This window comes from Pseudomonas sp. PICF6 (genome assembly GCF_009831705.1).
Lineage (GTDB): Bacteria > Pseudomonadota > Gammaproteobacteria > Pseudomonadales > Pseudomonadaceae > Aquipseudomonas > Aquipseudomonas rhizophila.
Window position 1 is genome coordinate 1 of record NZ_WUUD01000008.1, and the last position, 13,969, is coordinate 13,969.

The 13,969-nt window shown below is 61.7% G+C and carries 13 protein-coding genes and 1 pseudogene; 6 read left to right on the forward strand and 8 right to left on the reverse strand.

The features are described 5' to 3' along the window. The 3 genes from cueR to GSM73_RS03195 form a co-directional block, all read right to left on the reverse strand. On the reverse strand, nucleotides 1-402 hold a 402-nt coding region (gene cueR / locus GSM73_RS03185; protein ID WP_160891542.1), incomplete at its 3' end, for a Cu(I)-responsive transcriptional regulator. Beyond that, complete coding sequence (locus GSM73_RS03190; RefSeq protein ID WP_160891544.1) at nucleotides 399-2,792, reverse strand: heavy metal translocating P-type ATPase; 2,394 nt, start codon at nucleotides 2,790-2,792, stop codon at nucleotides 399-401. The genes cueR and GSM73_RS03190, both read right to left, overlap by 4 nt. Before the next feature lie 128 nt (nucleotides 2,793-2,920). Then, nucleotides 2,921-3,304: a hypothetical protein gene (locus tag GSM73_RS03195; protein WP_047227414.1), complete on the reverse strand. Its 384-nt coding sequence runs from the start codon at nucleotides 3,302-3,304 to the stop codon at nucleotides 2,921-2,923. 148 nt (nucleotides 3,305-3,452) lie between these two features. Between GSM73_RS03195 and GSM73_RS03200 the strand changes: the two genes are divergently transcribed. Together GSM73_RS03200 and GSM73_RS03205 are read left to right on the forward strand one after the other, a co-directional pair. Beyond that, the gene (locus tag GSM73_RS03200; RefSeq protein WP_107321491.1) at nucleotides 3,453-3,650 is read left to right on the forward strand and encodes a heavy-metal-associated domain-containing protein; all 198 of its coding nucleotides are present in this window, start codon (nucleotides 3,453-3,455) and stop codon (nucleotides 3,648-3,650) included. Between the two features lie 96 nt (nucleotides 3,651-3,746). Next, nucleotides 3,747-4,949: a multidrug effflux MFS transporter gene (locus GSM73_RS03205; protein ID WP_076382806.1), complete on the forward strand. Its 1,203-nt coding sequence runs from the start codon at nucleotides 3,747-3,749 to the stop codon at nucleotides 4,947-4,949. 1 nt (nucleotide 4,950) lies between these two features. On the opposite strand, the gene GSM73_RS26370 is transcribed toward GSM73_RS03205, so the two are convergent. Beyond that, on the reverse strand, nucleotides 4,951-5,121 hold the full coding sequence (locus tag GSM73_RS26370) for a hypothetical protein (protein WP_171061426.1): 171 nt from the start codon (nucleotides 5,119-5,121) through the stop codon (nucleotides 4,951-4,953). A 224-nt stretch (nucleotides 5,122-5,345) separates the two neighbouring features. Then, nucleotides 5,346-6,359 carry a zinc-binding alcohol dehydrogenase family protein gene (locus GSM73_RS03210; protein ID WP_160891546.1) on the reverse strand — a complete coding sequence of 338 codons (1,014 nt, stop codon included), beginning with the start codon at nucleotides 6,357-6,359 and terminating at the stop codon, nucleotides 5,346-5,348. Nucleotides 6,360-6,472: 113 nt separating this feature from the next. Between GSM73_RS03210 and GSM73_RS03215 the strand changes: the two genes are divergently transcribed. From GSM73_RS03215 to GSM73_RS03225, 3 genes are all read left to right on the forward strand, one after another. Beyond that, the gene (locus tag GSM73_RS03215) at nucleotides 6,473-7,402 is read left to right on the forward strand and encodes a LysR family transcriptional regulator (RefSeq protein WP_047227418.1); all 930 of its coding nucleotides are present in this window, start codon (nucleotides 6,473-6,475) and stop codon (nucleotides 7,400-7,402) included. A gap of 201 nt (nucleotides 7,403-7,603) precedes the next feature. Next, complete coding sequence (locus tag GSM73_RS03220) at nucleotides 7,604-8,338, forward strand: helix-turn-helix transcriptional regulator (protein ID WP_047227419.1); 735 nt, start codon at nucleotides 7,604-7,606, stop codon at nucleotides 8,336-8,338. Nucleotides 8,339-8,426: 88 nt separating this feature from the next. Then, nucleotides 8,427-9,809: an MFS transporter gene (locus GSM73_RS03225; protein ID WP_160891548.1), complete on the forward strand. Its 1,383-nt coding sequence runs from the start codon at nucleotides 8,427-8,429 to the stop codon at nucleotides 9,807-9,809. A 120-nt stretch (nucleotides 9,810-9,929) separates the two neighbouring features. Here GSM73_RS03225 and GSM73_RS03230 read toward each other — a convergent pair whose 3' ends face one another. The 3 genes from GSM73_RS03230 to GSM73_RS03240 form a co-directional block, all read right to left on the reverse strand. Continuing rightward, nucleotides 9,930-10,883 carry an adenosine deaminase gene (locus GSM73_RS03230; protein WP_076386484.1) on the reverse strand — a complete coding sequence of 318 codons (954 nt, stop codon included), beginning with the start codon at nucleotides 10,881-10,883 and terminating at the stop codon, nucleotides 9,930-9,932. Between the two features lie 83 nt (nucleotides 10,884-10,966). After that, nucleotides 10,967-11,932 carry a 2-oxoglutarate and iron-dependent oxygenase domain-containing protein gene (locus GSM73_RS03235; RefSeq protein WP_107321495.1) on the reverse strand — a complete coding sequence of 322 codons (966 nt, stop codon included), beginning with the start codon at nucleotides 11,930-11,932 and terminating at the stop codon, nucleotides 10,967-10,969. Nucleotides 11,933-12,074: 142 nt separating this feature from the next. After that, nucleotides 12,075-13,157, reverse strand: coding sequence for a BMP family ABC transporter substrate-binding protein (locus GSM73_RS03240; RefSeq protein WP_160891550.1), 1,083 nt, complete (start codon nucleotides 13,155-13,157; stop codon nucleotides 12,075-12,077). A gap of 291 nt (nucleotides 13,158-13,448) precedes the next feature. Here GSM73_RS03240 and GSM73_RS26805 point away from each other — a divergent pair. Further along, nucleotides 13,449-13,969 (forward strand): annotated as a pseudogene (locus GSM73_RS26805) (calcium:proton antiporter); the annotation flags it as partial.

Here is a 13,969-nt window from a genome sequence, read left to right on the forward strand (position 1 = left end):
TGTCTTCTCGCAACACCCCGACGCCAGTTCCTTGAGAATCGGGCAGTCCGGGCGGTGGTCGCCGTGGCAGTGTTCCACCAGGTCCTGGAGGGTGTCGCGCAGTTCGGCCAGTTCGCGGATTTTCTGGTTCAGTTCGTCGATGTGTTGCCGGGCCAGGGCCTTGACGTCGGCGCTGGCGCGTTGGCGGTCCTGCCAGAGGGTCAGCAATTTGCCGACCTCTTCCAATGAAAACCCAAGGTCCCGGGAGCGCTTGATAAAGGCCAGGGTGTGCAGGTCATCGGCACCGTAGATCCGGTAGCCGCTGTCGGTGCGATGAGCCGCCTTGAGCAGGCCAATGGATTCGTAGTACCGGATCATCTTCGCACTCAGGCCGCTCTGGCGGGCCGCTTGGCCGATGTTCATCGCTTGTCCTCCAGGTGTTTGGGTGTCCAGAGTTTCAACAGTAACGCGTTGCTCACCACGCTGACGCTCGACAAGGCCATGGCCGCGCCGGCCAGCACCGGGTTGAGGAAGCCGAACGCCGCCAGGGGAATACCGATCAAGTTATAGACGAATGCCCAGAACAGGTTCTGACGGATCTTGGCGTAGGTCTTGCGGCTGATCTCCAGCGCCGCGGGCACTAGCCGTGGATCACCGCGCATGAGGGTAATACCGGCGGCGTGCATTGCCACGTCGGTGCCGCCGCCCATGGCAATGCCAATGTCCGCGGCGGCGAGGGCCGGGGCGTCGTTGATACCGTCGCCTACCATGGCCACCACCGCATGGGTCTTCAACTGTTGGACGATGGCGGACTTGTCGGCCGGCAGTACTTCGGCATGAACGTTGGCGATGCCCAATGCCTCGGCCACCACCCGGGCACTGCCGCGGTTGTCGCCAGTCAGCAGGTGGCTGCCGATATGGCGTTCATTCAGGGCGTGTACGGCCGCCAGGGCGCCGGGCTTGAGTGTGTCGCCGAAAGCGAACAGGCCCAGCACCCGTGGCGTGGCGTTTTGCTCAATCAGCCAGGACAGGGTTCGGCCCTCGGTCTCCCAGGCCTGGGCCGACTCGCTCAGCGAACCGGGGGCCAGGCCCAGTTCGTCCAGCAAACGTCGGTTACCGAGGGCCAGGCGCTGCCCGTCCAGGCTGCCGGCAATACCGCGTCCGGTCAGCGACTGGCTGTCGTTGATGTCCGGGACAACCAGGCCGCGCTCCGCACACGCATCCAGCACCGCCTTGGCGAGGGGGTGTTCGCTGCCGCGTTGCAGTGCGCCGGCCATTTGCAGCAGCTTGTCTTCGTCACCGTCCAGGGCGCTCAAGTGGGCGATGCGTGGTGTGCCGGAAGTCAAGGTTCCGGTCTTGTCGAACACCACGGTGTCGACTTCATGGGCGCGCTCCAAGGCCTCGGCATCCTTGATCAGGATTCCATGGCGGGCAGCCACCCCGGTGCCGGCCATGATTGCTGTGGGTGTCGCCAGACCGAGGGCGCACGGGCAGGCGATCACCAGCACGGCGACAGCGTTGATCAGCGCTGTCTCCAGGGGGGCGCCATACAACCACCAGCCGATCAACGTCGCCAATGCCAGCACCAGCACGACCGGCACGAAGACCTGGCTGACTTTATCCACCAGCTTTTGAATGGGGGCCTTGGCCGCCTGGGCGTCTTCCACCAGGCGGATGATGCGCGCCAGGACGGTTTCCGTGCCCAGGGCCAGGGTGCGCACCAGCAGGCGGCCTTCGCCGTTGATGGCACCGCCCGTCACCTTGTCGCCGGGCTGTTTGGGCACCGGCAGGCTTTCGCCACTGATCAAGGCTTCGTCAGCGTGACTCTGGCCTTCCAGCACTTCGCCGTCCACCGGGAAGCGTTCGCCTGGCTTGACCAGCACCCGATCATTCAAGCGCAGGGCGCTGATGGCGACGTCCCGCTCCTGCCCGTCAATGACCTGAATCGCCCGCTCCGGTCGCAAGGCTTCGAGGGCGCGGATAGCACTGGCGGTTTGGCGCTTGGCGCGGCTTTCCAGGTATTTGCCGAGCAATACCAGGGCAATCACCACGGCCGAGGCCTCGAAATACAGGTGCGGCATGCTGCCAGGGCGGGCGATGGCCCATTCATAAATGCTCAAGCCATAACCCGCGCTGGTGCCCAGGGCCACCAGCAGATCCATGTTCCCGGCCCCGGCACGCACGGCCTTGTAGGCCGCGATATAGAAGCGCGCACCGAAAATGAACTGCACCGGCGTCGCCAAAGCGAATTGAACCCAGGCCGGCAGCATCCAATGCACGCCAAACGGTTGCAAAAGCATGGGCAGCACTAACGGTACGGACAGCAAAATCGCCAGCACCAAGGCCAGGCGCTCGCGATTCAGGCGATTGCTTTGTGCGTCATGGGGTTGCTCGGCCTGCCAGACACTGGCGTCATAACCGGCGCCCTTGACCGCATCGATCAGGGTTTGCAGGTCGACCCGGCCGAGCAAGTCCAGGTGGGCCCGTTCGTTGGCGAGGTTGACGCTGACACGGTTCACCCCGGCGACTTTGCTCAGGGCACGCTCGATCCGGCCGACGCATGAGGCACAGGTCATTCCCTCGATGGACAGTTCCAGCGTCTGGACGGGGACACTGTAGCCGGCCTGTTCGACGGCCTGCATCAAGGCTGGCAGGCTGCCCTCGGGCGCCTGGATCCGCGCCTGTTCGGTCGCCAGGTTCACGCTGACGGCGCTGGCCCCTGTGACGTTGCTCAAGGCGCGCTCGACCCGCCCGGCGCAGCTGGCACAGGTCATCCCGGCAATCGGCAGATCGAAAAGGGTGGATTCAGACATCGGACAGGCTCCCTGTAGTGAATGACTACAGGATCAACCTTGCCACGCCGGGAAGGTCAAGCGCTAATCCAAACGCTTGCACACACACCTTGTGGGATCGGGCTTGCTCCCACTTTTTATCTAAGGGGTCAATAACCCAGCTCAGCCGGCTTGAGATACATCCCTTCCTGGGTCATGGCAATGCGGAACTTCAGTATGTCGCCAGCCTTGAGCGTCACATCCTGCGACCCCGGCGCAAGCATGCCTGGGCTGCAGCCCGGCGCCTGGCCTGGCAGCAGCTTCAAGCGCAAGGAGAACTTTCCGGGTGGCAGGTTGAAAGAGGTGCTCTGTTCCTGGAACAAACGCCCCGAGAGCTGATCGCCGATATAGATGCCGATTTCGCAGGAAGTCGGCACTTCCAGGCGCTCGCGGGAAATGATCAGCACGCCGTAGTCTTCGCCGACGGCCAACGCCTGAGGGCTCACCGCTGACAAACCGAGCATGCAAAACAGGCTGAACGCTGACCAGCGCATGGCTGAACCTCCGGTGTGAAATCCTTGATGTGTGCAGCTTGGCCGAGCTTGGCAGCGATTGCCAGCCCGGCAGTTTTCGTCAGAACTTGACCTTTCCATGATGGCAAGCTTGAAACTGCTGGCAACCTCAATCCCAAGGAGTCATCTCATGCAAACATTCAATGTTCAGGGAATGTCCTGCGGTCACTGCGTCAAGGCCATCACCGAGGCTGTGCAGGCCAAGGATCCGGCGGCGCAGGTGCAGATCGATCTGGGCGCCAGGACCGTTCAGGTCCAGAGTTCGTTGTCGGTCGATGCCGTGCTCCAAGCCATTAAAGAGGAGGGGTACGAGGCCAGTCCCGCCTGAGATTTTTTAATAGTTAGCGACCTATCGGAATGTTCAAGAGCGCCCGGCAGGGCTAGACTGTCGGGCTGCTGACTGACGCCTGAACCTGGACGCCCGATGAACTTCCGTACCATTCTGATTCTTGGCGCCTTGAGCGCATTCGGTCCCTTGGCGATCGATTTCTATCTGCCGGCTTTCCCGGCCATGGCGACCGCCTTCGGCACCGACGAAAATCACATCCAACTGACTTTGGCGGCTTATTTCCTCGGATTGTCCATCGGGCAGTTGGCCTATGGGCCGGTGGCGGATCGCTTCGGCCGGCGCATTCCATTGCTGACGGGCGTCGGTCTGTTCACCCTGGCTTCTCTGGCCTGTGCCTATGCGCCGAGTCTGGAATGGCTGATCGGTGCCCGTTTCGTCCAGGCTCTGGGCGGATGCGCCGGCATGGTGATTTCCCGGGCGGTGGTCAGCGACAAATGCGACGCGGTGGGCTCGGCCAAGGTGTTCTCGCAACTGATGCTGGTGATGGGGCTGGCGCCGATCCTCGCGCCAATGCTTGGCGGGCTGTTGGTGAACCTGCATGGCTGGCAATCGATCTTCATTGCCCTGACGCTGTTCAGCGCACTGGCGGCGACGGCCGTGGCATTGTGGCTGCCGGAAAGTCTGCCGGCCCATGTGCCGCGTCAACCATTGTCCGGGGCGTTGCGCCAATATGGTCGACTGTTGACCGACACGGTCTACCTCGGGCATGCCTTGACGGGAGGCATCGCTATCGCCGGGATGTTTGCCTACATTGCCGGTTCGCCTTTCGTCTTCATCAAGCTCTACGGTGTGCCGGCCGAACACTTCGGCTGGCTGTTCGGAACCAACGCGGCGGGTTTTATCCTGGTGGCACAGGTCAACGCCCGGTTGTTGTCCAAACGTGGGCCGGCATTCCTGCTGTCGCGCGCGGTGTGGGTCTATCTCGCCGCCGGGCTGTGTTTGTTGGCGGTCAGTTCCTTGCACCCTGAGCGGTTGTGGCCGTTATTGATTCCGCTGTTCATTTGCATCGCCAGCCTGGGTTGCATCCTGCCCAATGCCTCGGCTTGCGCCATGAGTGGACAGGGTGCTCGTGCCGGTAGCGCCTCGGCGATGCTGGGATGCCTGCAGTTTTCGGTGGCCGCCGGTGCCGCCGCATTGGTGGCGGCGCTGCACGATGGCAGTGCCGTGCCGATGGCGATGGTCATCAGCCTTTGCGGGTTATTGGTGGTGGGTGCAGCGATGCTGACCCGCCGCCTGCAACAGGCCCGGACACTGGCACAAGCCAGTGGCCAGGACTGATTCAGCCGGCCGCTCGCTGCTGCTGTTCAGGGTAGCGGTGAGGTGCGTGAATACGCGCTTGCAGGGTGGTGGCGAAAGCCTGGGCCTCGGCCTCGGTGCGGAAGGTCACGACGTGTTGGTCAAGACGCACTTGCCACTGGGATTTTGCCACTTCTTTTATCAGGATCTTCATTGCTGACCTCCTCACGTAAAAGATTGTGCTGCAAAGGCCTCGAGTGTAGACCTGAATACGATCGCAATTGTGACAAGGGTCAATTCTCAGACTGACGGTGCAGGTTTTTTTTGTGGGAGCAAAGCTTGCTCGCGATACGCGACGACTTGGCGCCTGACGGGGAACCGCGCGACCTTCATCGCGAGCAAGCTTTGCCTCTACGAAAAACGCCCCCTTATCGGTGGTTAGAAACCTTCAAGCACAATCTTGCCTTTGGCTTTTCCGCTTTCCAGCAAGGCATGGGCCCGGCGCAGGTTCTCGGCGTTGATGGTGCCAAAGTGCTCGCCCACGGTGGTTTGCAATGTGCCGGCATCGATTAGCGCGGCGACGCGGTTGAGCAGGTTATGTTGCTCAATCATGTCCGCCGTTTCGAACAGTGAGCGGGTGTACATGAACTCCCAATGCAACGACAGGCTCTTGCGCTTGAGCTTGGTCACATCCAGCGCCTTGGGATCATCGATCAGCGCCAGTTTGCCTTGGGGCGCCAGGGCTTCCACCAATTGATCCAGATGCAGATCGGTGTGGGTCAGGCTGGCGACATGGGTCACCTGAGCCTGGCCTGCCTGCTTTAATACATCGCTCAGCGGATGGCTATGGTCCACGACCAGATCGGCACCCAGGCCTCTTACCCAGTCCTGTGTCTGCGGCCGGGAAGCGCTGCCAATCACTTTCAGTGCGGTGAGCTGGCTGGCCAGTTGCGTCAGTATCGAGCCGACACCTCCCGCAGCGCCGACGATCAACAGGCTTTGCCCCTGATCCTCCTGGCCTTCCTGGACTTGCAGGCGCTCGAACAGCAATTCCCACGCGGTAATGGCCGTCAGCGGCAGGGCAGCGGCTTCGGCGAAACCGAGCGTCTTGGGCATCTGGCCGACGATACGTTCATCCACCACATGCAATTGGCTGTTGCCGCCGGCGCGGGCAATGGAGCCGGCGTAGAACACTTTGTCGCCCGCCTTGAACAGCGTGACCTCATTGCCCACCGCCTTGACCACGCCGGCCACGTCCCAACCCAGCACTTTGGCTGCGCCGTCTTCAGGCTGGACGTTCTGGCGAATTTTCGTGTCGACCGGGTTGACCGAAATGGCTTTGACTTCCACCAGCAGGTCCCGAGGGCCGGCGGTGGGTTCCGGCAGTTCAATGTCCTGCAGCGATTGCGGGTCGGTGATCGGTAACGAATGGTAGTAGGCGATGGCTTTCATAGGGCGGCTCCTTGAAGTGAGTTCGATGAAGCCAATGGTTAGCTATTTATCGCCGAGATAAAACCGGCTAAAAGAACAGGCTCTTTCAATGTTTTTTTGATAATGAGGCCGTCATGCTTCGATTCGACGACTTGCAGTTGTTCGTCCGGGCCGCAGACCTGGGCAGCCTGTCTGCCGCGGCCAGGGTCATGGACCTGTCGGCGGCGGTGGCCAGCGCCGCATTGAAGCGGATAGAACAACACTTGGGCGCCCGGCTGTTGGCGCGCTCTACCCGCAGTTTGCGCCTGACGGCCGAGGGCGAAGGCTTCCTTGAGTATGCCCGTGCGGCGCTGAGCAGCCTCGACGAAGGACGCAGGTTATTGACCAGCGGCCAGGATCAGGTCAGCGGGGTGTTGCAGTTGTCCGCCCCCTCGGACTTGGGACGCAACCTGCTGCTGCCCTGGCTGGACGCGTTCCAGGAGGAGCATCCGGGGCTGACCGTGCGACTGCTGCTGGGTGATCGCATCGCTGATCTGTTCAAGCAGCCGGTGGACGTCGCGTTGCGTTATGGCGAGCCGGAAGATTCGAGCCTGGTGGCCCTGCCGGTCGCGCCGGATAACCGCCGGGTGCTGTGTGCATCGCCCAGTTACCTGGCTCGGCATGGCGAACCTGTTCAGTTGGAGCAACTGGCCCAGCACAATTGCCTGTTGTACATGCTCGGCACGCGGGTTCATGACCGTTGGCGTTTTCATGACGGCAAACGGGAAATGAGCCTGACCGTCAGCGGCGACCGCTTCAGCGACGATGCCGATGTGGTGCGTCGCTGGGCGGTGGCAGGCGCGGGGATCGCTTACAAGTCCTGGCTGGACGTTTCAACCGATGTGTTGGCCGGACGTTTGAAAATCCTTCTGCCGCATCTGCAATGCGAACGCGCGCCGCTCAATCTGCTGTGTGCTCACCGAGCGCAACTGAGCAAACCCATCAATCTGCTGCGGGAAATGCTCAAGCTGCGTTGTGGCCGGTTGACGGCACAATTTGCCCTCTCGACGGGGGACGACCATTAGTCGCGCGTAAATAGAGACTTTTCCCTCACGAACAATCGCCTCCAAAGGTTTCCGGAGGACAGGAAACCTCGATCCGCACGCTTATACTAGCGGCCGCCTGAAGCGGCGCGCGATTTGCGGCGGTCGAGCCGCTTTGGGCGGCCCCATTGCTGGTCACTAGCGCCAGAGCAGTAGACGAATGATTCAACAGGGAGTGAATACATGGAACATGCACCTTGCATCAGCCAGATCGCCACGCTGCTGGCCGACCCAAAACGCAGCGCAATGATGTGGGCCTTGATGGACGGCACTGCGCGGCAGGCTGAAGAGCTGGCGTTGCTGGCCGGGCTGTCGCCGTCTTCGGCCAGCGCTCATCTGGGCCGTCTGTCCGCCGGTGGCCTGTTGAAAGTCGAAGCCCGTGGCCGCAAACGGTTTTTCCGCCTGGCGGCACCCGAGATCGGCGCTGCCGTCGAAGCGCTGGCCAGCGCGACCCTGGCCAGTACGCCGCGCCAGCTTCCGGAAGTCTTCAAGCGCGGAGTCATGCCGGGCAAGGCCCCGTCGGCTCCCGCTTCGTTGATGCGGGCCAGGCTTTGCGAAGACCATCTGGGCGGCACCCTGGCGGCCGACCTGTATCAGCGCCTGCTGGATGCCGGATGGATCGAGCAGGGCGACCAGCGGGTGATCGTGACTCACAAAGGTGCCAATGAGCTGGCCGGGCACGGCCTGTTCATCCAGGCGCTGGCCCACCGCAACGCCCGCACCGCTTGTGCCTGCCCGGACTGGAGCGAGCGACGTCCGCACCTGGGGGGCGCCTTGGGTGCTGCGTTGCTGCAACTGTTCATGCAGTCCGGTTGGCTGAGCTTGCCCAACGACTCCAGGGCCTTGCAGGTAACGGTGCTTGGCCAGCAGGAAATCCATCGGTTCGCCACGCAGGACACCGTGGAAATGGCGTTCTAGGGCTGCCGACAGGTCGTATTCAGCAATAGCCTCCAGCAAGGTTCGCGCACACTCGAACCTGGGATTTTTTTGGATTGGGGGAAACAGCATGGATACTCACGGCTACAGCGCGGCGGAACGTCTGGAGCGACTGCCCATCAGCGGCTACCACCGGATTATTTTCATCATTATTGCCTTGGCGTTTTTCTTCGACTCCATGGACCTGGCCATGATGACGTTCCTGTTGGGCTCGATCAAAGCCGAGTTTGGCTTAAGCACCGCCCAGGCAGGTTTGCTCGCCAGCTCCAGTTTCTTTGGCATGGTACTGGGAGCATCGCTGTCGGGCATGCTGGCCGATCGGTTCGGGCGCAAGCCGGTGTTCCAGTGGAGCATCGTGTTGTGGGGCGTCGCCAGTTATTTGTGCTCGACCGCCCAGAGCGTCGATTCACTGATGCTGTTCCGTATCCTGCTGGGTATCGGCATGGGCATGGAGTTTCCGATCGCTCAGTCGATGCTCTCGGAACTGATCCCGGCCACACGCCGAGGCCGCTATATCGCGTTGATGGATGGCTTCTGGCCGTTGGGTTTCGTGGCGGCGGGCGTGCTGTCGTATTTCCTGTTGCCGGTGATCGGCTGGCGCGACATCTTCCTGGTGTTGGCGGTGCCGGCGGTGTTCGTCCTGGTCATTCGCTTCTTCATTCCCGAGTCGCCGCGCTGGCTGGAACAGGCCGGCCGGGGGGACGAGGCGGACGCCGTGCTCAAGCGAATCGAAGACAAGGTCCGAGCCTCGTTGGGACATGGAGAATTGCCTGAACCGATTCGTCTGCCGAGGGGCGAGAGCACGCCGGGCAATTTCTTTTCGGCCCTGGCGCAGATCTGGTCACCGCTGTATCGCCAGCGCACGATGATGATCTGGAGCGTCTGGTTCTTCGCCTTGCTCGGTTTTTATGGCCTGACGTCCTGGCTCAGTGCCTTGTTGCAGCAGTCCGGATTCGCCGTGACCCAGTCGGTGTATTACACCGTGCTGATTTCCTTGGGCGGGATTCCCGGCTTCCTCATGGCGGCGTGGCTGGTGGAGCGCTGGGGACGTAAACCGGTGTGCGTGGTCACGTTGCTGGGTGGCGGGGTGATGGCGTTTCTTTATGGTCAGAGCGCGGTGTTTGGCGGCAACGTGGGCCTGCTCATCGGCACCGGGCTTTTGATGCAGTTCTTTCTGTTCGGCATGTGGGCGGTGCTCTACACCTACACGCCAGAGCTGTACCCCACCTCGGCACGGGCCACGGGCTCGGGTTTTGCCTCGGCTGTCGGTCGCATTGGTTCGCTGCTCGGGCCCCTGGTCACCGGGTTGGTGTTTCCCATTACCGGACAGGGCGGTGTGTTCGCCCTGGGCGCGCTGTGCTTCGCCGTGGCGGCGGGGGTGGTCTGGTTGTTTGGCGTGGAGACGCGGGGCAAGACATTGGAGGAGTTGAGCGAGGGTACGGTGGCCGGTTAAACCACTCCACTCTTGTGGGAGCGAGCCTGCTCGCGATGGCGGTAAGTCAGGCGACATCGATGTCGAATGTCATGCTGCTATCGCGAGCAGGCTCGCTCCCACAAGGGGGCATCACCCGTCTTAGGGTTTTACCAGCCGTGCATCCAGGCTGTTCTGCGCCAGGCGTGTGGCCTGGTCCTGGGTCATGCCCAGGTGGGTGTGCAGCGCGTGGAAGTTTTCGGTGACGTAGCCGCCGAAGTACGCCGGGTCATCGGAGTTGACCGTCACCTTCACACCGCGTTCGAGCATGTCGAGGATGTTGTGTTGCGACATGTCGTCGAACACACACAACTTGGTGTTGGACAACGGGCAGACCGTCAGCGGGATCTGTTCGTCGATGATCCGCTGCATCAGTCGTTCATCTTCAATGGCCCGCACGCCGTGGTCGATGCGCTGGATCTTCAACAGGTCCAGGGCTTGCCAGATGTACTCGGGCGGGCCTTCTTCACCGGCGTGGGCAACGGTCAGGAAGCCCTCGTTGCGTGCACGGTCGAATACCCGCTGGAACTTGCTCGGCGGGTGACCCATTTCCGAACTGTCCAGACCCACGGCCACGAACGCATCGCGGAACGGCAGCGCTTGGTCGAGGGTTTTCTCGGCCTGTTCTTCGCTCAGGTGGCGCAGGAAGCTCAGGATCAGGCCGCTGGTGATGCCCAGTTGCTGTTCACCGTCCTTGAGGGCCGCGGCGATGCCGTTGAGCACCACTTCGAACGGGACACCACGGTCGGTGTGAGTCTGCGGGTCGAAGAACGGTTCGGTGTGAATCACGTTCTGCGCCTTGCAGCGCAACAGGTAGGCCCAGGTCAGGTCGTAGAAATCCTGGGAGGTGCGCAACACGTCGGCGCCCTGGTAATACAGGTCGAGGAATTCCTGCAGATTGTTGAAGGCATAGGCCTTGCGCAGGGTGTCCACGTCGCTCCACGGCAGGGCGATCTTGTTGCGTTCGGCCAGGGCGAACAGCAGCTCGGGCTCCAGCGAGCCTTCCAGATGCAAATGCAGTTCAGCCTTGGGCAAGGCGTTCAGCCAGTCGTACATGTTCTTTTCTCATCAGCGAATCGATGGCAGGCATTCTACAGGGGCTGGCCGCAATGTCTGGTAAAACCTGACCGGCTGATCCACTACACCGCCTGTTGCTCCCGCCGATAAGCATAGGTGTCAGCGAAGCGTGACAGCAGGAATTCGGCGCAGGTGGTGGTCGGGTACTTCGGTGGGTGGCCCTCATCCTGACAACCGGGCAGGCATTGGATCTGCGTGTCGGGGTGCGGCTCGGCAAAGAACGGCATCGAGTAGCGGTCTACCCCCAGCGGGCTGATCACCCGGTGGGGGGTGGACAGGTAACGGTCGTTGCTCCAGCGCGCCATCATGTCGCCGAGGTTGACCACGAACGTGCCGTCGATGGGCGGCGCGTCGATCCATTGGCCGTTGACGTTGCGCACTTGCAGGCCACCAGCGGCGTCCTGGTAGAGCAGGGTGATGCAGCCGTAATCGGTATGGGCGCCGGCACCTTGCTGTTCGGCAGAGCTGGCGGTGTGACGCGGCGGATAGTGAATCAGGCGCAGCACGCTCACAGGCTCGGTGAAGCGCGTGTCGAAGAAGTCCCGCTCGATGCCGAGGGCCAGGGTCATGGCGCGCAGCAGGGTTTGGGCAAGGGCCTGCATGTCGCGGTAATGCTGCTCCATCAGGGGTTCCCAGCCCGCCAGATCCGGGTGTCGGTTAGGACCGCGCAGAGGCTTGTGCGCCAGCACGTCGGGATGATCGGCCGGCAAGTGCAGGCCCATGTCGAAGGTTTCTTTCAGGTCGCTGGGTTTGGCCGGGTCCAGTTGTTCGGTGGCGACGGCGCCGTAGCCGCGATGATGGCGGGTCTGGGTGATGTCGATCTTGAGTTTTTCTTCTACCGGCAGCCTGAAGAAGCGTTGGGCATGGTCCAGGACTTCGGTGATGCGAGCCGGGCTGATGGGGTGACCCTTGATGTAGAAAAAGCCCCACTGGCGGCAGGCCTGGTCGATCTGGTTGGCGACCGATTGCCAGGCGCTGGGGCTATCGCCGTAGAGCGGGCTGATGTCGATGATGGGAAGGCTGTTCATGCGGCTTTCCTGATTGTGTGAGGGGGCCGATGTGGGAGCGAGCCTGCTCGCGATAGCGATTTGTCTGTCGACATCAACGTTGAATGTCAGTCCGCTATCGCGAGCAGGCTCGCTCCCACAGGGATGTGTGTTGACTCGTCAGTTATTTGGGAATCTCAGCCTTCATACCTTCGACGTAGTAATTCATCGACGCCAGTTGCGCATTGGTAGCGCTCACGCCCGCCGGGATTTTCTCGACGCCGGCCTGGTCCTTGATCGGCCCGGTGAACGGATGGAAAGCACCGCTCTCGATGTCGGCGATGATCTGCTCGGCTTCGCCTTTGACCGCCGCTGGCACCAGGTCGCTGATCGGCAGTTTCACCGTGCCTTCCTTCAGGCCGCCCCAGTAGTCCTGGGATTTCCAGCTATGGTCGAGCACGCTTTGGGTGGCCTGGATGTAGTGCGGGCCCCAGTCGTTGACAATCGAGGTCAGCACCGCCTTGGGACCGAAGTGGGCCATGTCCGAAGCGTAGCCGACGGCGTAGACGCCGCGCCGCTCGGCGGCCTGGATCGGCGCCGGGCTGTCGGTGTGCTGGAACACCACATCCACGCCCTGGTCGATCAGTGCGTTGGCGGCATCGGCTTCCTTACCCGGATCGAACCAGGAGTTGACCCACACCACTTTGATTTCGGTGCCGGGGTTGTACTTGTTCAGGGCCAGTTGGATGGCGTTGATATCGCGGATCACTTCTGGAATCGGGAAGGAGGCGACGTAGCCGATTTTTTTGCTTTTGGTCATCTTGGCCGCGATGAAGCCGCCGACGTAGCGACCCTCATAGGTGCGAGCCAGGTACGTGCCCAGGTTCTTGTCCTGCTTGTAGCCGGTGGCGTGTTCGAAGGTCACCTTGGGGAATTGCTTGGCGACCTTCAGTGTCGGGTTCATGTAGCCGAAGGACGTGGTGAAGATCAGGTCGTACTTGTCCTTGGCCATGTTGCGGATCACCCGCTCGGCGTCGGCGCCTTCAGGCACGTTTTCCACGTAGTTGGTGGTGATTCGGTCGCCGAGTTTCGCCACCAGTTCCTTGCGTCCCTGTTCATGCTGGTAGGTCCAGCCGTGGTCACCGATGGGGCCGATATAGACGAAACCGACCTTCAGCGGGTCGGCAGCGCTGGCATTCAGGCCGGCGCTCAGACCGACAGTCGCAGCGACGGCGCAAAGCAACATCTTCAAGGGACGCTTGTGCATGAACTCGAACTCCATTTTGTTGTGAGGTTGGCTGAACAGCGCTAATGCAAAATGCTGACCAATAGGACAACAAAATCTGTGATCTTTTCGAGGCAGCCATCGCGAGCAAGCTCGCTCCCACAAGGACAACGCAATACCTGTGGGAGCGAGCTTGCTCGCGATGAGGTCCTTGAGATCGATAAAGGTGCACCTGCCACCCACTCGCCACTCCCTGGTGCGTCACTTCGCCCGAACGTTCGCCGCCCCCTACAGTCAGTAGCTCATGACCCCGCCCACGGTGATAGGCCCGCGATGCTGACTTTGATCAAGCAAGAAAAACTGCTGTTGCTGGCGCTGATCGCCGCGGTGCTCGCCTATCCGCTGGAGCACTGGCTGTTGGGCAGCGGACAGATCGTGGCGTTGCTCGGCGGTTTGGTCCTGATCGGCTTTATCGTCGCGGCTTCCATGCGTGTGGCCCATCACGCCGAGCTGCTGGCAGAGAAGGTCGGCGATCCCTACGGCACGATGATCCTGACCCTGTCGGCGGTGCTGGTAGAAGTGGTGATCCTGGCGATCATGATGAGCAACGAAGCCTCGCCAACGCTGGTGCGCGACACCATCTATTCCGCGGTGATGCTCGATATCAACGGCATTCTTGGCCTTGCGGCGCTGATGGGCGGAATCAAGCATGGCGAGCAGGCTTACAACGATGATTCGGCGCGCACCTACAGCGTGATGATCCTCACCGCCATGGGCGTATCGATGGTGGTGCCGGAGTTCATTTCCCAAGAGAGCTGGAAGCTCTATTCGGCATTCACCATCGGCGCGATGAT

Excerpts from the sequence above, each read along its gene's own strand:
- GSM73_RS03190 (WP_160891544.1), bottom strand. The coding sequence starts at position 2,792 with ATGTCTGAATCCACCCTTTTCGATCTGCCGATTGCCGGGATGACCTGT.
- GSM73_RS03195 (WP_047227414.1), bottom strand. The coding sequence starts at position 3,304 with ATGCGCTGGTCAGCGTTCAGCCTGTTTTGCATGCTCGGTTTGTCAGCG.
- GSM73_RS03200 (WP_107321491.1), top strand. The coding sequence starts at position 3,453 with ATGCAAACATTCAATGTTCAGGGAATGTCCTGCGGTCACTGCGTCAAG.
- GSM73_RS03205 (WP_076382806.1), top strand. The coding sequence starts at position 3,747 with ATGAACTTCCGTACCATTCTGATTCTTGGCGCCTTGAGCGCATTCGGT.
- GSM73_RS26370 (WP_171061426.1), bottom strand. The coding sequence starts at position 5,121 with ATGAAGATCCTGATAAAAGAAGTGGCAAAATCCCAGTGGCAAGTGCGT.
- GSM73_RS03210 (WP_160891546.1), bottom strand. The coding sequence starts at position 6,359 with ATGAAAGCCATCGCCTACTACCATTCGTTACCGATCACCGACCCGCAA.
- GSM73_RS03215 (WP_047227418.1), top strand. The coding sequence starts at position 6,473 with ATGCTTCGATTCGACGACTTGCAGTTGTTCGTCCGGGCCGCAGACCTG.
- GSM73_RS03220 (WP_047227419.1), top strand. The coding sequence starts at position 7,604 with ATGGAACATGCACCTTGCATCAGCCAGATCGCCACGCTGCTGGCCGAC.
- GSM73_RS03225 (WP_160891548.1), top strand. The coding sequence starts at position 8,427 with ATGGATACTCACGGCTACAGCGCGGCGGAACGTCTGGAGCGACTGCCC.
- GSM73_RS03230 (WP_076386484.1), bottom strand. The coding sequence starts at position 10,883 with ATGTACGACTGGCTGAACGCCTTGCCCAAGGCTGAACTGCATTTGCAT.
- GSM73_RS03235 (WP_107321495.1), bottom strand. The coding sequence starts at position 11,932 with ATGAACAGCCTTCCCATCATCGACATCAGCCCGCTCTACGGCGATAGC.
- GSM73_RS03240 (WP_160891550.1), bottom strand. The coding sequence starts at position 13,157 with ATGCACAAGCGTCCCTTGAAGATGTTGCTTTGCGCCGTCGCTGCGACT.